Origin of the sequence: Bradyrhizobium sp. DOA9 (genome assembly GCF_000617845.2) — a bacterium.
Taxonomy (GTDB): Bacteria; Pseudomonadota; Alphaproteobacteria; order Rhizobiales; family Xanthobacteraceae; genus Bradyrhizobium.
In genome coordinates this window covers 6,755,224-6,777,490 of the sequence record NZ_DF820425.1, presented here as the reverse complement: position 1 = coordinate 6,777,490, position 22,267 = coordinate 6,755,224, and the positions used below count along the sequence as shown (strand labels likewise).

The 22,267-nt window shown below is 64.9% G+C and carries 21 protein-coding genes; 12 read left to right on the top strand and 9 right to left on the bottom strand.

The features are described from left to right. The first annotated feature begins 3 nt into the window (after nt 1–3). From BDOA9_RS31860 to BDOA9_RS31845, 4 genes are read left to right on the top strand one after another with little or no spacing between them, the layout of a single operon-like run. Entirely contained in the window at nt 4–885 is an 882-nt protein-coding gene (locus tag BDOA9_RS31860; protein ID WP_025038007.1) for a branched-chain amino acid ABC transporter permease, read from the top strand. After that, nucleotides 882–1,901 (top strand): branched-chain amino acid ABC transporter permease, encoded by a 1,020-nt coding sequence (locus BDOA9_RS31855; RefSeq protein WP_025038006.1) that lies wholly within the window; start codon nt 882–884, stop codon nt 1,899–1,901. The genes BDOA9_RS31860 and BDOA9_RS31855 overlap by 4 nt, the downstream gene beginning before the upstream one ends. Further along, nucleotides 1,861–2,790, top strand: a complete 930-nt coding sequence (locus BDOA9_RS31850) for a polyphosphate kinase 2 family protein (protein WP_025038005.1) — start codon at nt 1,861–1,863, stop codon at nt 2,788–2,790. The genes BDOA9_RS31855 and BDOA9_RS31850 overlap by 41 nt, the downstream gene beginning before the upstream one ends. Beyond that, entirely contained in the window at nt 2,787–3,824 is a 1,038-nt protein-coding gene (locus tag BDOA9_RS31845; protein WP_025038004.1) for a patatin-like phospholipase family protein, read from the top strand. Before BDOA9_RS31850 ends, BDOA9_RS31845 begins: the two co-directional genes overlap by 4 nt. 462 nt (nt 3,825–4,286) lie before the next feature. On the opposite strand, the gene BDOA9_RS38330 is transcribed toward BDOA9_RS31845, so the two are convergent. Continuing rightward, nucleotides 4,287–4,619: a hypothetical protein gene (locus BDOA9_RS38330; protein ID WP_152033553.1), complete on the bottom strand. Its 333-nt coding sequence runs from the start codon at nt 4,617–4,619 to the stop codon at nt 4,287–4,289. On the opposite strand from BDOA9_RS38330, the gene BDOA9_RS31835 reads away from it, so the two are divergent. The 4 genes from BDOA9_RS31835 to BDOA9_RS39155 all read left to right on the top strand — a co-directional run bounded on the left by BDOA9_RS31835 (nt 4,611) and on the right by BDOA9_RS39155 (nt 10,163). Next, nucleotides 4,611–6,944 carry a mechanosensitive ion channel domain-containing protein gene (locus tag BDOA9_RS31835; protein WP_025038002.1) on the top strand — a complete coding sequence of 778 codons (2,334 nt, stop codon included), beginning with the start codon at nt 4,611–4,613 and terminating at the stop codon, nt 6,942–6,944. The genes BDOA9_RS38330 and BDOA9_RS31835 overlap by 9 nt on opposite strands. Before the next feature lie 348 nt (nt 6,945–7,292). Beyond that, nucleotides 7,293–8,945: an NAD-dependent malic enzyme gene (locus BDOA9_RS31830; protein WP_082847946.1), complete on the top strand. Its 1,653-nt coding sequence runs from the start codon at nt 7,293–7,295 to the stop codon at nt 8,943–8,945. 440 nt (nt 8,946–9,385) lie between these two features. Beyond that, entirely contained in the window at nt 9,386–9,904 is a 519-nt protein-coding gene (locus BDOA9_RS31825) for a septal ring lytic transglycosylase RlpA family protein (RefSeq protein ID WP_025038000.1), read from the top strand. A 103-nt stretch (nt 9,905–10,007) separates the two neighbouring features. Continuing rightward, entirely contained in the window at nt 10,008–10,163 is a 156-nt protein-coding gene (locus BDOA9_RS39155) for a hypothetical protein (RefSeq protein WP_192859640.1), read from the top strand. Nucleotides 10,164–10,186: 23 nt separating this feature from the next. Here BDOA9_RS39155 and BDOA9_RS31820 read toward each other — a convergent pair whose 3' ends face one another. The 3 genes from BDOA9_RS31820 to BDOA9_RS31810 form a co-directional block, all read right to left on the bottom strand. Further along, nucleotides 10,187–10,507, bottom strand: coding sequence for a hypothetical protein (locus BDOA9_RS31820; RefSeq protein ID WP_025037999.1), 321 nt, complete (start codon nt 10,505–10,507; stop codon nt 10,187–10,189). Nucleotides 10,508–10,592: 85 nt separating this feature from the next. After that, nucleotides 10,593–10,865, bottom strand: a complete 273-nt coding sequence (locus tag BDOA9_RS31815) for a hypothetical protein (RefSeq protein ID WP_025037998.1) — start codon at nt 10,863–10,865, stop codon at nt 10,593–10,595. A 133-nt stretch (nt 10,866–10,998) separates the two neighbouring features. Then, nucleotides 10,999–13,680, bottom strand: coding sequence for a flavin-containing monooxygenase (locus BDOA9_RS31810; protein WP_025037997.1), 2,682 nt, complete (start codon nt 13,678–13,680; stop codon nt 10,999–11,001). A 277-nt stretch (nt 13,681–13,957) separates the two neighbouring features. On the opposite strand from BDOA9_RS31810, the gene BDOA9_RS31805 reads away from it, so the two are divergent. Both BDOA9_RS31805 and BDOA9_RS31800 read left to right on the top strand, forming a co-directional pair. Then, nucleotides 13,958–14,134 (top strand): hypothetical protein, encoded by a 177-nt coding sequence (locus BDOA9_RS31805; RefSeq protein WP_244521557.1) that lies wholly within the window; start codon nt 13,958–13,960, stop codon nt 14,132–14,134. A 75-nt stretch (nt 14,135–14,209) separates the two neighbouring features. Then, nucleotides 14,210–15,694 (top strand): carboxylesterase/lipase family protein, encoded by a 1,485-nt coding sequence (locus BDOA9_RS31800; protein WP_025037995.1) that lies wholly within the window; start codon nt 14,210–14,212, stop codon nt 15,692–15,694. Nucleotides 15,695–15,701: 7 nt separating this feature from the next. Here the strand turns inward: BDOA9_RS31800 and BDOA9_RS31795 are convergent, their stop codons facing one another. Continuing rightward, nucleotides 15,702–15,881, bottom strand: coding sequence for a hypothetical protein (locus tag BDOA9_RS31795; RefSeq protein WP_025037994.1), 180 nt, complete (start codon nt 15,879–15,881; stop codon nt 15,702–15,704). Nucleotides 15,882–16,037: 156 nt separating this feature from the next. Here BDOA9_RS31795 and BDOA9_RS31790 point away from each other — a divergent pair, with 156 nt between their 5' ends. Continuing rightward, a complete protein-coding gene (locus BDOA9_RS31790; RefSeq protein WP_025037993.1) occupies nt 16,038–16,832 on the top strand; it encodes a DODA-type extradiol aromatic ring-opening family dioxygenase in 795 nt (264 codons plus the stop codon). Nucleotides 16,833–16,873: 41 nt separating this feature from the next. On the opposite strand, the gene BDOA9_RS31785 is transcribed toward BDOA9_RS31790, so the two are convergent. The 3 genes from BDOA9_RS31785 to glgC all read right to left on the bottom strand — a co-directional run bounded on the left by BDOA9_RS31785 (nt 16,874) and on the right by glgC (nt 19,982). After that, nucleotides 16,874–17,134 (bottom strand): SemiSWEET transporter, encoded by a 261-nt coding sequence (locus BDOA9_RS31785; RefSeq protein WP_025037992.1) that lies wholly within the window; start codon nt 17,132–17,134, stop codon nt 16,874–16,876. 131 nt (nt 17,135–17,265) lie between these two features. Further along, nucleotides 17,266–18,723 carry a glycogen synthase GlgA gene (gene glgA, locus BDOA9_RS31780; protein WP_025037991.1) on the bottom strand — a complete coding sequence of 486 codons (1,458 nt, stop codon included), beginning with the start codon at nt 18,721–18,723 and terminating at the stop codon, nt 17,266–17,268. Next, nucleotides 18,720–19,982: a glucose-1-phosphate adenylyltransferase gene (gene glgC / locus BDOA9_RS31775; RefSeq protein ID WP_025037990.1), complete on the bottom strand. Its 1,263-nt coding sequence runs from the start codon at nt 19,980–19,982 to the stop codon at nt 18,720–18,722. Before glgC ends, glgA begins: the two co-directional genes overlap by 4 nt. A 356-nt stretch (nt 19,983–20,338) precedes the next feature. On the opposite strand from glgC, the gene BDOA9_RS31770 reads away from it, so the two are divergent. Further along, nucleotides 20,339–20,779 (top strand): hypothetical protein, encoded by a 441-nt coding sequence (locus BDOA9_RS31770; protein ID WP_025037989.1) that lies wholly within the window; start codon nt 20,339–20,341, stop codon nt 20,777–20,779. Between the two features lie 123 nt (nt 20,780–20,902). Here the strand turns inward: BDOA9_RS31770 and BDOA9_RS31765 are convergent, their stop codons facing one another. Next, nucleotides 20,903–21,883, bottom strand: a complete 981-nt coding sequence (locus tag BDOA9_RS31765) for an ABC transporter substrate-binding protein (RefSeq protein ID WP_025037988.1) — start codon at nt 21,881–21,883, stop codon at nt 20,903–20,905. Nucleotides 21,884–22,267 lie beyond the last annotated feature (384 nt).

Genomic DNA, 22,267 nt, shown 5'->3' with positions numbered 1-22,267 from the left:
GGCATGCAGGCGTTGCTGGACGTATTCGACATCTACCTGCTGGAGGCCGTCATCAACGGCATCCTGCTCGGCGGCGTGCTGGCGCTGCTTGCGCTCGGGCTCAACCTGATCTTCGGCGTCATCGACGTGACCTGGATCTGCTACGCCGAGCTCGTCATGATCGGCATGTACGGCATGTATTTCATGGTGCAGTATTACGGCATCAGCTATTTCGTTGCCGCCCCGCTCACGATCCTGCTGGTGGCCGTGCTCGGCGCGGCGCTGCACTATCTGGTCATCGCGCCGCTGCTGACCGCACCACCGATCAACCAGCTGCTCGCGACCGGCGGGGTGCTGTTCGTGCTGCAGAGCTTTGCCACCGTCGCCTTCGGCATCGACTTCCGCAATCTCGGCATCCGCCTGCCGGTGCTCGCTTTCGGCGACATGAACTTCAGTTACGCACGACTTCTGTCCTTCGTGGCCGCGCTGGTCGGCATGGTCGCGGTCTATCTGTTCATGACGCGCACCTTCACCGGCACGGCGATCCGCGCCATTTCGCAGGACCGGCAGATCATGGCGCTGATGGGCGTCGACACCAAGCGGATCTACCTGATCACGTCCGCGCTCGGCGGCGCGCTCGCCGGGCTCGCCGCCTGCCTCCTGGTGCTGCAATACGACGTGCATCCCTTCGTCGGCCTGTCGTTCGGGCCGATCACCTTCCTGATCTGCGTGCTCGGCGGCCTCGGCAATTTCATCGGCGGCTTCATCGCCGCCTTCGTGTTCGCCGAGATCATCTCGCTCGGCGGCCTGTTCTCCGACCTCGAATGGGGCTACGTGCTCGCCTTCGCCTTCTTCATCGTCATGATGTTCATCCGGCCCGCGGGCCTGCTTGCGAGGCGCCGATGACGGGGCAGGGGCGGCTTGCTGCATGGGGCGTGGGGCTGGCGGCGCTGGTCGCGCTGCCTTTCGTCTACCGCGACCCCTATCATCTGCACATCCTGGTGCTGATCCTGATCTGGTCGTTCGCCTATACGTCGTGGTCGATGATGGGGCGGTTCGGCCTCGTCTCGCTCGGCCATGGCGGCTTCATGGGGATCGGCGCCTACGTCACCGCGCTGTTGTGGAATCACGCAGGTTTGTCGCCGTGGATCGGCATTCCCATCAGCATGGCGGCGGCCGGCGCGCTGGCGCTGATCGTCGGCTATCCCTGCTTCCGCTTTCGCATCACCGGGCACTACTTCGTGCTGGTGACGCTGGCGCTGTCGGGCATCGTGCTTCAGGTCATCACCGCGACGCGCGACTATACCGGCGGCTCGCTCGGCTACACCCCGAACCGCGCCTCCGGTAACAAGCTCCTGGCGCTGCAATTCGACGACAAGACCACCTGGTACCTGATCGCGCTCGGGGTCTGGCTGTTCGGCATCGTGGTCTGGCACTGGGTCGACCGCAGCATGGCGCGCTACGCGCTGGAGGCGATTTCGGAGGACGAGGACGCCGCGGCCGCGGCCGGCGTCGACGTCACCGCCGAGAAGCTGAAGATCACGCTGCTCAGCGCGCTGATGACGGCTTTGGCGGGCGCGATCTACTGCCAGTACCAGATGTTCATCACCCCCGACACGGTCAGCGGCATCGCGGTCTCGCTGCAGATGGTGTTCGCCGCGATCGTCGGCGGGCTGTTCGTCTCGCTCGGCCCGACCGTCGGCGCCATCATCACCATCCTGCTGGCGGAAACGCTGCGCATCGGTTTCGGCACCAAGGCGGTCGGCTGGGACAATCTCGTCTACGGCGTGCTGCTCGTGCTCTTCATCATATTCCTTCCCAAGGGCATCCTTGGTAGCTTGCTCGACCGATTGAAGTTGCAACGCAAGGTGCCCCGCGCTCATGAGCAAAAAGCCGTCCAAGTCGCTCGCCCAGGAACTTGACCGTTACATCAGGCCGTTCCGCTACGACGGCTCCGGCAAGTTTCACCTCAAGGACCACAAGACCGACGAGAAGGGCGGTCTCGACAAGGAGAAGGCGCTCGCGATTCTCGATGCCAACAAGAAGCGGCTGGTCGGATTTCAGGAGAAGCTTTACGCGCAGGACCGCTGGTCGCTGCTGATCGTGTTCCAGGCCATGGACGCCGGTGGCAAGGACAGTGCGATCAAGGCGATCTTCGAGGGCATCAATCCGCAGGGCTGCGAGGTCCATGCCTTCAAGGCGCCGAGCAGCAAGGAGCTCGACCACGACTTCCTCTGGCGTCATGCGGTCGCGCTTCCGGAGCGCGGCCATATCGGCATCTTCAACCGCTCGCATTACGAGGAATGCCTGGTGACGCGCGTGCATCCCGAGATTCTCGCCAAGGAGAAGCTGCCGCCGAAGCTGGTCACCAAGAACATCTGGAAGGAGCGGGTCGAGGACATCTCCGCCTTCGAGCGCTATCTCTGCCGCAACGGCACCGTGGTGCTGAAGTTCTTCCTCAACGTCTCCAAGGAAGAGCAGCGCGAGCGCTTTCTCGAACGGCTGGAGGATCCGGCCAAGCAGTGGAAGTTCTCCATGGACGACATCAAGGAGCGCGCGCTGTGGCCGCGCTATCAGGCGGTCTACCAGGACATCGTCCGGCACACGGCAACTGCCCATGCGCCCTGGTACGTCGTGCCCGCCGACCACAAATGGTTCGCCCGCGTCGTGATCGGCTCGGTGATCAATGCCGAGCTGGAGAAGCTCGACCTGCGCTTCCCCCGTGCCGACAAGGCCTCGCTGGAGGAGTTCGAGCAGGTGCGCAAGGCGCTGGAGAAAGAGGGGACGGGAGGCAAGAAGCAAGCAAAGTGACAGCCAGCGGGACCACCAACTGCAAGAACGTCAACTTCGCGCTCCAGGGCGGCGGCGCGCACGGCGCCTTCGTCTGGGGCGTGCTCGACCAGGTGCTCGAGGACGGCAGGCTCGCGATCGAGGCGATCAGCGCCACCAGTGCCGGCGCCATGAATGCGGTGGCGATGGCCTCCGGCATGGCGCATGGAGGCGCGGAGGCCGCGCGGGAGAGCCTGCACGCATTCTGGTACGAAGTGTCGCGCATGGACATGGCGTACGATCTGATGTCGCCGCTGAACCAGTGGATCCAGGCCCTGAAGCTGCCGCCGGAATATCATCCGGTTCACGCCTTCATCCACACGCTGACGCACACGCTGCCGCCGAACCTGCTCAATCCCTTTCATTTCAATCCGCTCCGCGCGCTGCTGCAGCGCGTGGTCGATTTCGACCGGCTCAATTCCTCGCCGGATGCGCCGCAGCTGTTTCTCAACGCCACCAACGTCCGTACCGGCAAGATCAAGGTGTTCCAGAGCCCGCTGCTCACGGCTGAAACCGTGCTCGCGTCGGCCTGCCTGCCGCCCTATTTCCAGGCTGTCGAGATCGATGGCGAGCATTACTGGGACGGCGGCTATCTCGGCAATCCCGCGATCTATCCGTTGATCTACCGCAAGGGCAGTCACGACGTCATCATCGTGCAAGTGACGGCGATCCGGCGCGACGAGCTGCCGGCCAGCGCCGCCGATGTCCTGCACCGCATCAACGAGATCAGCTTCAATTCGTCCCTGATGCGCGAGATGCGCGCGATCGCCTTTGCCACCCGGTTGATCGACGACGGCGAACTCGACAGCAGCAAGCATAGCCGCATGTTCATGCACTGGATCGGCAACGACGTGTTGATGTCGCAGCTCGGCACGGCCACGCAATTCCACCCCGAATGGAGCCTGTTGTGCCGGCTGCGCGACGAGGGCCGCGAGGCGGCGCGAAGCTGGCTGGCGCGAAACTTCGACCAGATCGGAAGAGCCTCGACGGTCGACCTGGCGGAGATGTTTCTCTAGGCGACCGGCCCGTCGCGCGACAAAAAAGTGCGAAAACAACCCCATGCACAGTAGCCGGGCATAGCAGAATCAATGGCTTGTAGGACGGGGTCATTTTAATGCGGATTTTACGAAGCGGATTTGACCCGTCGGGCAAAACAGGGGCATGATGTCACCATCCCGCGACCTTCTGAAATTCCTCACTTCGCGCGGAAACGATTTACACATCCGGCCGTGCCGGGAACTCAAGTCGTCAAATGTGATCGCCAGATCATTGATCTTGCTTGACAGTTTTGTGTCCCAGGAGGAGCATCATCGTGGTCGCAAACAAGCGACGCGCAACGTCCATCTCATGAGCAAGGGGAGGTCTATGACACCACCTCCGCAAATCCAGCCGCGTTAATTGCGATGGAGCTCGTTCGGACTATCGCATAGCGGCGGAAACCGCGAACGGCACGCCGGGACAAGGTTTAGCGGGCTGCATCAGTGAGGCAGAGCCCCTACCTTCCCGGCGCTGTATTTTGATCGCGTCGATTGTGTTGGATGGCCGTGAAGGCTGCCGCACCAAAGTTCTTCGACATCCCGCTCTTCTTGATCCTCCTGGTTGATCCGCAAACGGGTCTTAGCGCGCTGACGGGACATCAGCTCCCGATCCTGCATTGCGGCAAATGCCAAGAGAATGTCGTCCCACTGGCCAACTTCCGACACAGGCTGGAGGCGAATAACGCCAATCCGACATGACGGATGTGCTTCGGCGGTGACGGCCACGCCGCCCGCGGGCGCATTCATTTTTTCCAGGGAATCTGCGTGTCGCAAAAGCTTCTCCCGGCGCTTCTCGCCGCTCTTTTTCTCGCGATCTCGTCTCTCTCCTGCGCCCGCGCCGACGCGCCGGCCGCGAGCAGTGCCGCGGCGCTATCGCCCGACGAAGCCAGGCGTGCGTTGGATACGCTGCAGGACGACAAGAAGCGCGCGCAAATGATCGATACGCTGCGGACAATCGCCAACGCATCGGGTCCGCAGCAGCCGGCAGCCGCCCCGTCCGAGCAGAAATCGCCGATCCCGCTGGCGACCGACGGCCTTGTCGCACAACTCCTGCTCACGGTATCGGAGGAGATCCAGGAGATATCGGGCGAGATCGCCAGCATCGCGCGGACGCTCACGCATTTTCCGGCGTTCTATTACTGGTTTCTGCGCACCGCGAACGATCCCACCGCCTACAACCTCCTGATCGAGATCGCCTGGAAGCTGGCGCTGGTGCTCGGTTGCGCCCTTGCGGCCGAGTGGGTGATCTTTCGTCTGATCCGCCGCCCGGTCGCATTCCTGGAAGGACGCGTGCCGCAGACGGCGCGCCTGCCCGCGCAGGTGCTGCCCAGCGCCGACCCGCCGTCGTCGGTGGCCGACGTCACTCCGGCGCCCGAGTTGAACAGGCGCCGCCACAGCCTCGCGCGCGTGTGGCAGGTCTTGTCGCGGCTGCCCTTCGTGCTGGGACGCTTCGTGCTCGAGCTGCTGCCGGTGGTCGTCTTCGTCGGCATCGCCACCGCGCTCCTCGGCACGGAGATCGGCCAGCCCACCACCGTTCGCCTCGTGATCCTGGCCGTGGTCAACGCCTATGCGTTCTCGCGCGGGCTGATCTGCATGGTCCGGGCGCTGGCCGGACCGTTCGGCCTGTTTCCGGTGCGCGCGGAGACCGCCGCCTATATCGAGATCTGGGCGCGCCGCATCGTCGGCGTCGGCGTCTCCGGCATCGCCCTTGCCAATGTGGCGCTGCTGCTCGGCCTGCACCGCGCCGGCTATGCCGCGCTGCTGCGCATGGTGATGCTGGTCGTGCACCTCTTCATCGCCGTCATCATCCTGCAATGCCGCCGTCAGGTCGCCGATGCCATCCGCGCGCCGGCCGAGCGGCAGGGGATCGCGGCCCGCTTGCGCAATCGCATCGCCGGCGGCTGGCACTATCTTGCCATCGCGCTCGACCTCGCGCTGTGGGCGGTGTGGGCGCTGAACATCCGCAACGGCTATTCGCTGCTGCTGCAATATTTCGTCGGCACCATCGCAGTGGCGCTGATCACGCGTGTCGTCATCATGCTGACGCTGAGCCTGATCGACCGCGGCTTCCGCATCAAGCCGGAGATCCTCCAGCGCTTTCCCGGCCTCGAGATTCGTGCCAACCGTTATCTGCCGCTGCTGCGCAGGATCGTATCCGGCGTGATCGCCTTCATCGGCTTCGTGGCGGTGCTCGAAGTCTGGGGCGTGGACGCGATCGTCTGGTTTTACGGCGGCCAGATCGGCAGCCGGCTGATCTCGGCCGTGGTGACCATCGGCCTCGCCGTGTTCATCGCAGCGGCGATCTGGGAAGCCAGCAATGCGCTCCTGGACCGCCAGATCAATACGTTGTCGCAGGACGGGCACTATGCCCGCGCCGCGCGGTTGCGCACCTTCCAGCCGATGCTGCGCACCGCGCTGCTCTGCCTGATCGCGACAATCGTCGGCCTCACGGCCTTGAGCGAGATCGGCGTCAATGTGGCCCCGCTGCTGGCGGGCGCCGGCATCGTCGGCATCGCGATCGGCTTCGGCTCGCAGAAGCTGGTGCAGGATCTCATTACCGGCCTGTTCCTGCTGCTGGAGAATACGGTGCAGGTCGGCGATACCGTCAGCGTGTCGGGGCTGTCGGGCGTCGTCGAGAACGTCTCGATCCGCACCATCCGCCTGCGCGCCGGCGACGGTGCCGTGCACATCGTGCCGTTCAGCGCGGTCACGACCATCACCAATGCCAGCCGCGGCGCCGGCAACGCCTCGGTCAGCGTCAACGTCGCCTACAAGGAAGACACCGACCGCGCCGGCCAGATCCTCAAGGACATCGTCGACGAGATGCGCCGCGAGCCGGAATTCCGCGCGCTCATCCGCGGCGACCTCGATCTGTGGGGCGTCGACAAGGTGGACGGTGCGATGGTGTCCATCGTCGGCCAGATCCGCTGCACCGAAGCCGGGCGCTGGCCGGTTCAGCGCGAATTCAACCGCCGCATGAAGCTGCGCTTCCAGCAGAACGGCATCGAGGTCGCATCCGCCGCTCAGACCATTTTGATGCAAATCGCGCCGCCGGCGGACAGCGCTGCCAATCTGACACCCCGGCGGGCGACTGGATAGAAGCGCCGCATGACGCGTCCTCATTTGAAGGCTTTCGAAGGCAATCGTCATCCCGGGTCGCGACGGGTCGCCAAGAATCCATCCGGCTGCGGAGATCGTTGCTCGATGGATTCCGGGTTCGCGCTGTCGCGCGCCCCGGAATGACGAGAGGGAAGGAGGCGCGGCTCCCAGTACCTCTCAATGAGGAGAAGTTGCCGCGTTAACCTTTTCATGCGCAACTGCCGGTCGTTCGCAAAGCTCTCGCTGCGGTGCGAGATCACAATCGACCCCCGAGTCTCTCCGTCCTTGATCTCACTGGAGCGCTGGCCGACAATGCCTGCGGTTCAATAAGACTTCTTGGGGGAATTCGTGAACAGGCCTGCCCGCGTAGCTGCCCAACCGCCATCATCCGAGACTGCGCACGGCATGACGCTGCTGCGCGATCCCCTGCTCAACAAGGGCACCGCCTTCACGGAAGCGGAGCGCGAGATGCTCGGCCTGCGCGGCCTGTTGCCGCCCTGCGTGCTGACGATGGAGACGCAGGCTCAGCGCGTGCTCACCAATCTGCGCGCGCTGCCGACGGATCTGGAAAAATACGTCGCCCTGAACGCGCTCCATGACCGCAACGAGGCGCTGTTCTTCCGTGTCGTCGTCGACAATATCGACGAGATCCAGCCGATCATCTACACGCCGACGGTCGGGCTTGCCTGCCAGAAGTACGGCCTGATCTTCCAGCGGCCGCGCGGCATGTTCATCTCCTCGCGCGACCGCGGCCAGGTCGCGGAGATCCTGAAGAACTGGCCCTACCAGGCCAGGCTGATCGTCGTCACCGACGGCGAGCGCATTTTGGGATTGGGCGATCTCGGTGCCAACGGCATGGGTATCCCCGTCGGCAAGCTGTCGCTCTATTCCGCCTGCGCCGGCGTGCACCCGGAAGCGTGCCTGCCGATCGTGCTCGATGTCGGCACCAACAACGAAGAGCTGTTGAACGATCCCTATTATCTCGGCCTGCGCGAGCGGCGGCTGACCGGCGAGGCCTATGACAGCTTCGTCGACGAGTTCATGCAAGCCGCGCGCAAGACGTTTCCGGGCGTGCTGATCCAATTCGAGGACTTCGCCAATCATTCGGCGTTCAAGCTGCTGCACAAATACCGGGACGAAGCCTGCGTCTTCAACGACGACATCCAGGGCACCGCGGCGGTGGCGCTCGCCGGCCTGTTCTCAGGCCTGCGAATCTCCGGCGGCAAGCTGAAGGATCAGAAGATCCTGTTCCTCGGCGCGGGCGAGGCGGCGACCGGCATCGCCGACCTCGTGGTCTCCGCCATGATGGCGGAGGGAGCGTCCGAGGCGGACGCGCTTCGCCGCAACTGGCTGGTGGATTCCCGCGGCCTCGTCGTTGCGGGGCGCGAGGGTCTGCATGGCCACAAGCTGCGCTATGCGCACGCTGACCAGGCGCCGATCGCCGACTTCCTCACCGCGATCAAGACGCTGAAGCCGACCGCGATCATCGGCGTCGCCGCGGTCGGCGGCGCCTTCACGCCCGAGGTGCTCAAGGCGATGGCCGAGCTCAACGAGCAGCCGATCGTGTTCGCGCTCTCCAATCCGACCTCGAAGGCCGAGTGCTCGGCGGAGGATGCCTATCGCTACACCGAAGGGCGCGCGCTGTTCGCCTGCGGCAGCCCATATGATCCGGTCAAGCTCAACGGCCGCAGCTTCGTGCCGCGCCAGGGCAACAATTCCTACATCTTCCCGGGCGTCGGCCTCGGCGTCATCGCCAGCCGCTCGCGCCTCGTAACCGACGAGATGTTCATGGCGGCGGCCCATGCGCTCGCCGATTGCGTCGGCAAGGAGGACCTCGCCCAGGGCAGCCTCTATCCGGCGCTGCCGCGCATCCGCGAGGTCTCCATCCGCATCGCGGCGGCGGTCGCCGACGTGGCCTACCAGCGCGGGCTCGCGGACGGACCTGCGCCCAACGATGTGAAGGCGCTGGTCCAGTCGCAGATGTACGAGCCGAAGTACTGACGGATCAGGCCGATAGTTGATCTGGTTAGGCGCTCGCCAGGCTTCTGGTGTTGCCGCGGTTCGTTCACCTCTCCCGCTTGCTTGCGGGAGAGGCATAGGCCGCCATCGGCGGCCGTGCTCAAGCAACGCCGAGGCGAAGCCTCGGCTATGGCGAAGCGCCGGGAGAGGGCTTTCTCCTCTTGGGGAGATTGTCCCATTGCGGAAGCACCCTCTCCCCAACCCTCTCCCGCAAGCGAGAGGGAGCGAATCTCCATCGTTGCGGGATCAGCCTCATTTCATCGCGCCTTAAGGGGGCCGATCTGTCCCGATTCTGAACAGGCCCCTGTGGTAGAATCGCCACAACGCGGAGCGAAACGGCCGCGGCCCCAGGGCCGCTTTTGTTCCGACAAGGTTCTGCCCTCATTGCCCACCGAAAATTGCGGTTGTTCGGAGGGCGCATCATGTCTCGCATTGCAAGTGCCGAAACTGCCCGGATGTCGCTGGCAAGCTCGAGCCGGTTATTGCTCGCCGTCCTGGGGGCTGCATCGCTCGCTGCCTGCTCGCAATCGCCCGTCGGCCGCCAGAAAGCTGATCTGGCCGGAACGACCCGGCAGGCCGCCGTGGAGCGCCCGCACCGGGTGGCCGCGCTGCATCCACGCCCGATGAGCCGGGTGCGTATCCCTGACCGTGACGCAAGGCAGACCGCTTCGCACGGCCTCGCCAGCTTCTATTCGGATACGGAGACCGCGAGCGGAGAGAAGTTCGACAAGAACGAATTGACCGCGGCGCATCCCACCCTGCCGTTCGGCACCAAGCTGCGCGTCACCGAGACCTCCTCGGGGCGTTTCGTCACGGTCAGGGTCAACGATCGCGGGCCCTTCGTGCGCGGACGTGTGGTCGACATCTCGCCGTCCGCCGCCGAGGCGCTCGGCATGGTCGACAAGGGCATCACCAATGTCAGGCTCGAGGTCGTGCAATAGGGCGCCCTGCGTCGCGACCGATGCGGCGCGCTTAACCGGCTGTTAGCGGCTTCTCACGCACCATGGCCGTCCGCACAATTCGGGGCTTTGGGGGAGGCTACGCTTGAACACGATCCAGCATCTCGAAGATCAGGCTGCGCGCGCCGAGCGGCTCGCCAAACGGATCACGGATTCGCTGACGATCGAAAAGCTCCTCACCTTCGCCGGCGAACGCCGCCGCGAGATCGAAGTCATCGCCGGCAGGCAGCGCCGCAACTAGCCGTCCCTTCGGCAAATCGAGCCTCATTTCATCGTGCTTTGGGAATGGCTTTCGACGAAATCGCTGAGATAATCGGGGAGCTCTATTCCGTAGATGTCGCAGCGCGCACGGATCTCGCCGACGACGTCGCTCGAGATGTCCTTCATCCAATGCTCGAGCGTGTTGAACGAGATCACCTTGACAGGATCGTTGAAGCAGCCGGCGACGAGCTCGCTGATGGTGGCGTCGAGGTCGCCGCGCTCGATGCGGATTTCGGTCGCCTCGTCACGGCGATCGACCACCACGAACAAGGTCTGGTCCGCTCCGTAAGGCACGATCGGTGTTGATACGCCGGCGTCAAGCATCTTGAGGCGCTCACGTCCTTGCTTCCGATCCCTGACAACGGGAAGAACCGGAAGAAGGTTCCTGCTCGCGCGCTTGTGAACGCCGTCAGAGAAATTCCCTCAAGCGCGACAGCTCGAGGACGTGCTCGGGGGAGAGTTTTTCGGTGACGAGCGGCGGCTGCGCGAGGGTGCGGATCTCATAGAGGTGCCGGGTCGTCGCCGGCTTCTGCATGAAAGCCGAGATGCAATCGTCGAGCGTGCCTTCGATGACCTGATAGGGCTCCCGGTCAGGCTGGCGCTGATTGGCAAGTGACGGCCATTTATGCAGCACCGCACGCGCGCCGAAATCGACTTTTGATTCCCCGACCACGTCCCCCATCACCCTGCCTCACGCAAAAGACGACCCCAGCACACCTGCGCGCGTGCCGGGGCCCATACACCTGTCGCTGCATCTCAATGCCACGCCCCCAACGCGCCAGCCGGGAAAGGGTTCCCGGCCGCGCCGTTTCCGCTCAGCTCGCGGCGGCCGCGATCCTTTGCCCCGGATTGTCATGTGCCTGATCGGCCTCGCGACCGACCTCCGGCGGCAGCCCGGCGAAGCGCCGCAAGCCCTCCGCCATCTGCACCCGGCCCGACACGCCTGTGATCACCACGTCCACCATCGCAAAGGACGAGTGGAAGTGGCCGCGGGCCTTGAGCTGCTCGACCGGGACGCCGGCGGCCGCCATGGCCTCGGCATAGGCGATGCCCTCGTCGCGCAGCGGATCGAACTCGCAGGTGACCACGACCGCCGGCGGCAGGCCGGCGACCTTGCCGCGCAGCGGCGAGACCCGCGGATCGGTGCGGTCCGCCGGCGAGCAATAGAGGTCCCAGAACCAGTACATCAGCGAGCGCGTCAGGAAATAGGCGGTCCCATTTTCGTTATAGGAGGGCCGATCGAAGCTGCAGTCGGTGACCGGGCAGACCAGAAGCTGGCCGGCGATGGCGGGCCCGCCGCGGTCGCGCGCGAGCTGGCAGGTAACGGCGGCGATGTTGCCGCCGGCGCTCCAGCCGGCAACCAGCACCGGGCCGGGCCTGCCGCCCAGTTCGGCGGCGTGCTCGGCGATCCAGCGCGTGGCCGCATAGCCGTCTTCGGCGGCCGTCGGGAAGCGATGCTCCGGGGCGTGGCGATAGCCGACGCTGACGAACATCATCCCGGTCCGCCGCACCATGTCGCGGCAGAACGGCTCGTCCGATTGCTCGTCGCCGAGCACCCAGCCGCCGCCATGGAAATAGACCACGACCGGATGAGGTCCCGGCGTTGCCGGCTTGTAGACGCGATAGGGCAACGCAGCGTCGGCGACGGGCAGGGTGCCGTCGACGATCTCGCCGATGGGCCGCCCCGCAGGCCGGCCCTTGTTGAACTCGTTGACGAAGGCACGGGCGCCTTCCGCGCCCATCGACTCGATCGGCGGCAGGTTGAGCGAGCCGAGCAGGTTCAGCACCAGCCGCACGTCCGGCTGCAGGCGCACCACTTCGCCGTCATTGCATTGGGTGGCACCATTGGGGCCGGTGAGCTTGAAGCCGAGCATGCCGCGGCTGACCACCTCGTCGCAGATGCCGCGGTAGGGGCCGACGCCGCCGGTATAGGGCATCAGCCCCTGCACCTTCCCTGGCACGTTGGCGCCCGTGTACCAGGTGTTGGCAAGCCGGTGCAGCGTCACCATCGAGCAGTCGGCCATGTGCCTGTTCCAGCCGGCCTGTGCCGTCTCGGTCGGCTCGATCGTGGTGAAGCCGGCATCGCGCAGCGCGGCAAGGCGATCGACCACCCAGTCGACATGCTGCTCGATCGACACCGCCATGTTCGACAGCACCGACGGGCTGCCGGGCCCGGTGATCATGAAGAAGTTCGGGAAGCCCTCGACGGTGAGGCCGAGATAGGTCTGCGGCCCCTGCGCCCAGACGTCGGACAGCGACTTGCCGCCGCGCCCGGTGATCGGATGCACGGCACGGATCGCGCCGGTCATGGCATCGAAGCCGGTCGCGAAGACGATCACGTCGAGCTCGAAGCTGCGGCCGCTCGTGGAGATGCCGCTCGCGGTGATCGCCTTGATCGGCTCCTTGCGCAGATTGACCAGCGTGACGTTCGCCCGGTTGTAGGTTGCGTAATAATTGGTGTCGAGGCAGGGTCGTTTCGCGCCGAACGGATGGTCGTCCGGCATCAGTGCCGCGGCGGTCTCGGGATCCTTGACGGCGGCGCGGATCTTCTCGCGGATCAGGTCCTGGACGATCTTGTTGCCGTCGAGGTCCACGGCCTGGTCGGCCCAGAGCTGCGTCAGGATGTGGACGAGGTCGCCGGCCGCCCAGGCGCGTTCGAACCGCTCGCGGCGCTCGGCATCACTGAGCTGCCAGCTCACGACCGTCTGCTGCGGGTAGGGCACGCCGGCCATCGACTGCCGTGCCTGCTCGCGGTAGGCCGCGCGGTCGCTTTGCAGCAGGCTCATGCGGTCGGCGGGGGCCGGGCCGTTATGTGCCGGCAATGCAAAATTCGGTGTGCGCTGGAAAACGGTCAGGTGCGTGGCCTGCTCGGCGATCAGCGGGATCGACTGGATCGCCGACGAGCCCGTGCCGATCACGGCGACGCGTTTTCCTGTGAGATTGACGCCGTCATGCGGCCAGCGTCCGGTGAAATAGACCTCGCCCTTGAAGTCCTTGACGCCGTCGATCTCCGGCGGCTTGGGCGCGGAGAGGCAACCGGTGGCCATGATGTAATGGCGGCAGGAGACCGGCGGGCCATTGTCGGTGGCGATGAGCCAGCGCTCCGCCGCTTCGTCCCATCTGGCTTCGTTGACCTTGGTGTTGAAACGGATATCGCGGCGCAGATCGTAGCGATCGGCGACGAAGCCGAGGTAGCGCAGGATCTCGGGCTGGGTCGCGTATTTCTCCGACCAGGTCCAGGCGGTTTCGAGCTCCGGATCGAACGTGTAGCTGTAGTCGATGGTCTGGATGTCGCAGCGTGCGCCCGGATAGCGGTTCCAATACCAGGTGCCGCCGACGTCGCCGGCCTCGTCGAGCCCGACCGCCGAAAACCCCGCCTTGCGCAGGCGATGAAGAAGGTAGAGGCCGGAAAATCCGGCGCCGACCACGGCGACATCGACCTTCTGAGCGGTTCCGCGCTCATCGGAGGCTCGTGTTGCAACCATTGCGTCAGGCATGGTGTTCCTCCCGGATGTTTTGCCTTGGTTGTTTCGTCTTGGCGGCAGGCTATCGCCGCAGGCTCAGCTTGTCATGAGAGCAAATGCAATCCTAGGCTGATCGTTTGCGGCGGCTTTGTGACCGCGCGAATGTTGCGGCACCACACGCACCGCGATGCACAATGGCCGTGATAACCCGGGGTAATCAGACATCATCCATCTGTGTATGCTTGCGCTAACAAGCCACGCGTACCGCCCGGGCGTCATGACAGAGTTGAGTGAGCGAACCAAAGCGAACATGGACGTCGTTCTCGAGGAGACGTGCCGGCAATTGCCGCATGGCGGCGATCACGACAGCCGCAGGTTCATCGCCCATCGCCTGATCGAGGCGGCGCAGTCCGGCCACTCCACGCTGGGTGAGCTCGGCATCGTCGCGCGCCGCGCACTCGCAGAGCTGTTGAGCAAAGGCGGTTAGGGCAGGTGCGAGGCTTGCCTCTCCGACGGCTCTGGACATAACCTTACAAAATCCTTCATCGAGATCGTTTCGAAGATGCGGGCCCTGCTTGCATTCGTTGCGGCTATTGCTGCCCTGGATGGCGCCGGCTCTGCCGCCGCCCAGGCGGTCGGGCAGTTTCCATTCGCGCTGACCCGTGAGGGGCAGATGCTCGGCGCCGTGGAAGGCGAGGTGGCCGCGTTCAAAGGGCTGCCTTACGCAGCGCCGCCGGTGGGGGCGCTGCGCTGGCAACCGCCGCAGCCGACGACCGAAAGCTCGGAGATGCGCACCGCCTACGATTACGGCGCGCCGTGCCTTCAGCCGGCATTGCCGGCGGCGAGCGAGGATTGCCTGACCCTGAACGTGTTCCGTCCCTTCGGGGTCGATGGCCCGTTGCCGGTGATGGTGTTCATCCATGGCGGCGCGTTCGTCACGGGGACCGCGAACGGTTCGCTGTTCGATGGCGCCAAGCTGGTGCAGGCGGGCCTCATCGTCGTCACCGTGAATTATCGGCTCGGCGCGCCCGGCTGGCTCGCACATCCCGCGCTGCCTCATGCCGGCTCCGGCAATTTCGGCCTGATGGACCAGGTGGCCGCGCTGCAATGGGTGCAGGACAACATCGCGGCCTTCGGCGGCGACCCGAATAACGTCACTTTGTTCGGCAGCGATGCAGGCGCGACATCGATCGCGCTGCTGATGCTCTCTGCGCCGGCGCGCGATCTCTTCCACAAGGCCATTCTGCAATCGGTGCCCGGCCGCGCGCACCTGCGTTCGGCGGAAGACGCTGAGGCCATTGGCCGGCTCTTCGTGGCCGCGCTCGGGCCGAAGACGGATCTACGTGCCGTCGAGCCGCGGCGCCTGCTGGCTGCGGAAGCACAATTGCTGGAGACATCGCCGCGCAGCTTTGCACCGATGATCGATGGGCATCTCGTGACCGAGGACCTCGCCGCGGGTTTTGCGGCCGGACGCCAAAGCCGCATTCCCTTGATCATCGGCTCGAACGAGGACGAGACCGATCCGGAGAACGAGGCCGCGATCAAGGAGGAGCTAGCACCGGGCACGAGCAGCGACGAACTGCGCAGGCACTATCCCGATCTCGCCAGACCTTCTGATCTCGCGGCAAGAATCTACACCGACAAGGTCTTCTCCGAGCCGGTGCGGCTGCTGGCCCGCCTGCACGCGGCAAGCGGCGCGCCGACCTTTCGCTATCGCTTCGCCTATGTGCCGGAAGCGCGCCGCGGCAATCCGGACGCCGGCCACGGGCGCGAGCTGCAGTTCATCTTCGGTGCGGAAGGCGTGCCCGGTGCGGGCATCCTGTCGCGGCGCGACCGCGAGGTCGCTCGCCGCATGCGCGCCTACTGGACCAACTTCGCCAGAAGCGGAGATCCCAATGGTCTAGACCTCAATGGTCCCGACCTGCCGCGCTGGGATGCCGCCGCAGGCGGCGATCGCCTGCTGCTGATCACGAACGACGGCGTCGCGAGCGGCGAGGATCCGTTCGCGGAGCGTCTCGACGGGCTCGCAAATGAGAGCAGGAGATGAAGCGGAGTTAAGCCGCGAGCTCGACGCGCGGCGCCAGGCTGAGCCGGTCTTCCTCCAGGTAATCCATCGCGCCGTCCTTCTCGACGGCGTAGAATTGCTGGCCATCCCGCGACTTGAAGGCGGCGCGGACGATACCGCGGCGGCCCTTGTCACTGTTGACGACGTCCCCCAGCGCAAACTTCCTCATCGCAACGTCTCACTTGTCTTTAAGCCGACTGCTTCGGCCCAGCGCGGATTCTGAGCGGCAAATCGTTAACGGCTTGCTAACCATGCCGCTTTGCCTATGCTGGCCGCCGCCGTGCCGACCGCTCGCACGCGCCTGTTGTCAAAGAGACGTTGCCCGATGACGCGATTTCCGACCCTGTTCCTGTCGCATGGCGGCGGTCCCTGGCCCTTCATGGAGGACAGGCGGGTGCAATATGCCAAGACCGCCGAGGCGTTCGCGAACCTTCCACAGCTCTTGCCCGAGCGGCCGAAGGCCGTGCTGGTCATCACCGGTCACTGGGAAGCCGACGCGTTCACGGTGTCGACCTCGCCGCACCCGCCGATGGTCTACGATTATTACGGTTTCCCCGAGCATACCTACCACCTCAAATATCCCGCGCCGGGCAAGCCTGAGCTTGCCGTGCAAGTGAAGGCGCTGCTCACCCAGGCCGGGCTCGATTGCCGCGAAGATCCCGATCAGGGCTTTGATCACGGCACGTTCGTTCCGCTCGGGCTGATGTATCCGAACGCGGACATGCCGATCGTGCTGCTGTCGCTGAAGTCCAGCTATGACGCCGCCGAGCACGTCAAGGTGGGGCAGGCGATCGCATCCTTGCGCGACGAAGGCATCCTGATCGTCGGCAGCGGCCTGACCTATCACAACATGCGCGGCTTCAACCGGCCGGAGTCCAAGCCCGTCTCGTATGATTTCGAGGCCTACCTGAACGAGGCGATCAGCAACCCCGATGCGGCGCGGCGCAACGCGATGCTGGTCGATTGGGAGAACGCGCCGAGCGCACGCCTTGCGCATCCCCGCGAGGATCATCTGCTGCCGCTGATGGTGGCGGCTGGCGCCGCGGGCCGCGACGTCGGCCGCCGCGTCTTCGTCGACGAGGTCGCGCATGTGGCGATGGCGTCGTACGTGTTTGGGTGATCTTCTCCCTTGCCCCGCTTGTGGGGAGAGGCGAAGAAGCATCACCCATATCTCAGCTTCATCACCAAAATGCCGCCGGCGAGCAGCATGGTGACGGCGTTCGAGGCGATCAGGGGGCCATCGCCCGAGAGCAGGCCGTAGATCAGCCAGAGGGCGAGGCCCAGCACCATCACCAGGAACATGCCGAGCGAGATGTCGCCGGTGGAGCGGGTCTTCCATACCTTGATGGCTTGTGGCGCGTAGGCGACGGTGGTGCAGGTGGCGGCGGCAAAGCCGATCAGCTTGATCATGAGCGGGTCCATGCGCGCTCTATAGCATGGATTCGAAGACGGTCACGCCCGGAGCTTCGTTCCGATTTCATCGGAATGAAGCTCCTATTCTTGTGTTGACGCGTTTTCTTGACGCGAACCGATGCCCACTTCGCTCGAAAACGCTACGCCCTGCGCTCCGCCACCAGGCTGCGATACAGCGCGGCATAGTCGCCGGCGCGGTTGCGCCAGGAGACGTCGGTCGCAAGACCGCTGCGTTGCAGGCGGCGCCAGGTCAGCTTGTCGTGGAAGGCAATGTTGGCCTTGCGCAGCGTGCCGGCGAGGGCATCCGCCGTCACGGGAGCGAACTTGAAGCCGGTGGCATCGCGGCCGGACGCGTCGGCCTCGCCGATATCAACGATGGTGTCTTCGAGGCCGCCGACACGCGAGACGATCGGCACCGCGCCATAGCGCAGCGCGCAGAGCTGGGTCAGGCCGCACGGCTCGAACCGCGAGGGCACGATCAGCGCGTCCGAGCCGGCCTGGATCAGGTGCGCGAGAATCTCGTCATAGCCGATCACGACGCCGATCCGGCCGGGATTGGCGCGGGCCGCGGCCTGATAGCGATCCTGCAGATCGCGGTCGCCGCTGCCGAGCAGCGCGAGCTGCATGCCCTCGCGCAGGATGGTGGGGATGGCCTCGAGCAGGAGATCGAGCCCCTTCTGCCAGGACAGCCGGCTGATGACGCCGAGCAGCGGCGCTTCGTCGGAGGAATCGAGATTGAACTGCTGCTGCAGCACCGCCTTGTTCGCGGCCCGGAATGTCAGGTCCTCCGCGCCGAAGCGATAGGCGATGTGCGGATCGGTTTGCGGATTCCACACCTCGGTGTCGATGCCGTTGAGGATGCCGCTCAGCACGCTCGATCGTCCACGAAGCAGGCCGCCGAGCCCCATGCCGCCTTCGTCGCTCTGGATTTCCTGCGCGTAGGTCGGTGATACCGTGGTGATCCGATCGGCAAGGCGCAAGCCGGCCTTCAAGAAGCTGATGCCGCCGAAATATTCCAGTTCGTCGACGTTGAAGGCGTGCCAGGGCAGGCCGATCGATCCGATCAGCTCGGGGGCGAACTTGCCCTGATAGGCCATGTTGTGAATGGTCATCACGGTGCCGGGCCGCGGACGATTGTCGTAGTGCAGATAGGCCGGCGCGAGCCCCGCCTGCCAGTCGTGGGCGTGCACGACGTCGGGCACGAAGGCCGGCACGAGGCCGTGGCCGATATCGGCCGCCACGCGCGACAGCGCGGCGAAGCGCACGCCGTTGTCCGCCCAGTCGACTCCCTCGGCGGTGACATAGGGGTTGCCCGGCCGCGCATAGAGATGCGGCACGTCCAGCACGAGCAGATCTAGCCCGGCATGCGAGCCCGCCAGCAGCCGCCCCCCGCCGCCGAAATAATCCGGCCAGCGCCGCAGCTCCTCAGCGCCGGACACCAGCCGCAGCACGTCGGGATAGCCCGGCAGCAAGGTGCGCATCTCGACGCCATGCGCCTTCAGCGCAACCGGCAGCGCGCCGGCGACGTCTGCGAGGCCGCCGGTCTTGACGAGGGGATAGACTTCAGAGGCGACCGCGAGGACGCGAACAGGCGTCATGTATTGAGCCTGTCGATCATCGGCTGGGTGATCAGCGAGATGCCCTGCTCGGTGGTGCGGAAGCGCTTTCCGTCGATTTCGGGATCCTCGCCGACGACGAGACCTTCGGGGATCTCGACGCCGCGGTCGATCACGACGTTCCTCAAGCGGGCGCCGCGGCCGACATTCACGTAAGGCATGATCACGGCATTCTCGACATTGGCGTAGGAGTTGATGCGCACGCCGGTGAACAGCAGCGAGCGGCGCAGCGAGGCGCCGGAGATGATGCAGCCGCCGGAGACCAGCGAGCTCACCGCCTGGCCGCGCCGGCTTTCCTCGTCGTGGACGAATTTCGCCGGCGGGGTGATCTCGGCGTAAGACCAGATCGGCCAGGCGCGGTCGAACAGGTCGAGTTCGGGCACCACGTCGGTGAGGTCGATATTGGCGGCCCAATAGGCGTCGACCGTGCCGACGTCGCGCCAATAGGCGCGGGTGTCGCTGCCGGAGCGAACACAGGACGTCGAGTATTGGTGCGCCATCGCGCGGCCGTTCTTGACGAGGTAGGGAATGATGTCCTTGCCGAAATCGTGGTTCGAGTTCGGGTCCTCGGCATCGCGCTTGAGCTGATCGAACAGGAATTTCGCGTCGAACACGTAGATGCCCATGCTGGCGAGCGAGACGTCCGGCTTGCCCGGCATCGGCGGCGGATCTTTCGGCTTTTCCAGGAACTCCTGAATCCAGCCGTTCTCGTCGATATGCATGATGCCGAAACCGGAGGATTCCGATCGCGGCATCTCGAGGCAGCCGACGGTGACGTCGGCGCCGCTCTCGACGTGCTGGCGCAGCATCACCTCGTAGTCCATTTTGTAGATGTGATCCCCAGCCAGCACCACGATGAAGCGGCAGGCGTGGGATTCGATGATGTCGATGTTCTGGTACACCGCGTCCGCCGTGCCGACATACCACATGGTCTCGGAGACGCGCTGGCTGGCGGGGAGGATGTCGAAACTCTCGTTGCGTTCGGGACGGAAGAAGTTCCAGCCCATCTGAAGGTGCCGGATCAGACTGTGCGCCTTGTATTGGGTCGCCACCGCGATACGGCGGATGCCGGAGTTCACCGCGTTCGACAGCGCGAAATCGATGATGCGGGACTTGCCGCCGAAATAGACCGCCGGCTTGGCGCGCCGGTCGGTCAGCTCCAGCAGACGGCTGCCGCGTCCTCCGGCCAGGACGAATGCCAGCGCCTGACGGGCAAGCGGCTCGGGTCTGGCGGCACTCATGTGATCCTCCCACAACTCTGGCGCTCGCCAGAAGCCTCCCCGGCCGCGCACCTTGGAACCGATAGTAATGGTACGAATAGTAAATCGTGAAGGTGGTTGTTGGTTGCGAATGCACGGGAAGCTTAATGCCTTTGCCGGGTGATCGGGCCTCAGGCGCCGTCGTGCGGGTGTCACAGGCGACGGTGCCGCCGGGCACCTGTTGATCAGAATGGAGGCAAGCGTCTTGTGCGGTGCACGCAAGCTTCAGGCTTTGAAATTCAATGCTTTGAAATTCAATGCTTTGACTTGGCGCAAAGATGCCCGATCATGGCGCTGCGATCCTTTTTCAAGCGAAAGGTCAGACAGGGAGTAGGACGATGAGGATCTGGAAGACGGCAATTGCCTGTTCGCTGGCCGGCGCGGTCATGGCGGCCCAGATCGGGCAGGCCACGGCGGCCCCGATGCCGACCAACGTCGCGACGATGAAGGCTGCGGCCGGCGACAACGTCACGCCGGTGCATTGGCGTGGCGGCGGATGGGGCTGGGGTCTTGGCGGTCTCGCGGCCGGCGCGATCATCGGCGGCGCCATCGCGGCGGGATCTCCTTACGGCTATTACGGCTACGGCGGCCCCTATTACGGTGGCTATGGCTACGGATATCCGGGCTACGGCTATGGTTACGCCCCCGCTTATTACGGCGGCTACGGCTACGCCCCGGTGTATCCGCGATATTATCGGCCCTATCGTCCGTACTACAGCTATGGCTACTACCGGCCTTACCGCGTCTATCACCGTCACTATTACCGCAGATATTGGTGAGACCGCGCGGCTAGATCGAGAGCCAGACGATCAGGCTCATGCATGCGACATGCATGAGCACGATCGCGGCGAGATGCAATGGGCCGGGCTTGAGGCGAAGCCGGTGCATCCCGCCGCCTCCGCCTAGTTCGATCCCGCGGCCGCAGCCGTGAAGCTGCGGTCGACGGCTTTGCTGACGTCGAGCTTCTTCGGCAGGATGCCGTAACGCGTCGAGCGATCGGAGGCTTCCTGCACCTCCTTGATCACGCGCTCGTCGATCGCGATTGGGCTGGTGCGCTGTGCGGTGTAGGCCGACAGCAGCACGTCCTCCGGCAGTTTTGTCAGTTCGGCCGTGTTCCTGGCGTATTCGGCAGCATGGTCCAGCGACCACAGTCGCGCCTTGTTCAAGCGCTGCACCAGGTCCTGCACCGCCGCGCGCTTGGTGGCGATGGCGTTGTCGGAGGCGACGATGAAGGTGATGGTCGGCGTCAGGCCTTCGCCGTCGGCGATCACGCGCGCCTTGTCCTTCAACGTCGCGAACGAGACATAGGGCTCCCACACCGCCCAGGCGTCGATCGAGCCTGCGAGCAGCGCGATCTTGGCATCGACCGGGCCGAGCGGCGCGAAGGTCGCGTCCTCCAGCTTGATCTCTGCCTTCTCCAGCGTCGCATCGATCAGGAACTGGCCCCAGCCGCCGCGCGTGCCGGCGAGGCGCTTGCCCTTGAGATCGGCCGCCGATCTGATCGGCGAATCCTGGCGCACCAGGATGGCCTGCGTCTTCGCATCCGAGCGCGTGCCGCCGATCGCCTTGATCGGCGCGCCCGCGGCATAGACCGAGAGGAACGAGAGATCGCCGGTGTAGCCGACGTCGAGCGCGCCGGCATTGAGCGCTTCCAGGATCGGCGCGGCCGCGGGGAATTCCGACCATTCGATTCTGTAGGGCAAGTCCTTCGCATAGCCCGAGATTTCGAGCAGCGAGCGGTTGCCGCCCTTCTGGTCGCCGACGCGCAGCACGACAGTATCGGCGGCGAGCGATGCGGCAGCGGTGGATAGCATGATGGCCGCGGCGAGCAGCGATGTGGCGAGCCGGCGTGCGATGGAATGGTCGTGAGAGTTGATGCTCATCTGGCCTGTCTTGTTGCTTTGCTCACGACGTGTGAGCGAACGATGCAGCTAGGCGTTCGAGTCTATGATTGGGCGATGCGCAGTCAATGAAATGGCTATCCGTATTGCGCTCCCGCCCGACAAGGACGTTTCAGCGCAGCGGCCCTTTCGAGAACGTGCAGCGCGTGTGACCGGCGATGCGCGGGGATGATGCAGACGAGGCAGTCGCAAGGGTCCTTTGCAGGATGATGCATCAACGAAAATCCTTTCATCGTTCCCGCACGCGCCGATGGAGAGAATGACTTCGCTGCGCGCCACATTCGAAATTCCATTTCATTGACGATGCCGTGACCGCGCCGCATGATTTGCGCATCGCATCAAAGCGGCGCGCGAGGCGTCGGCGAA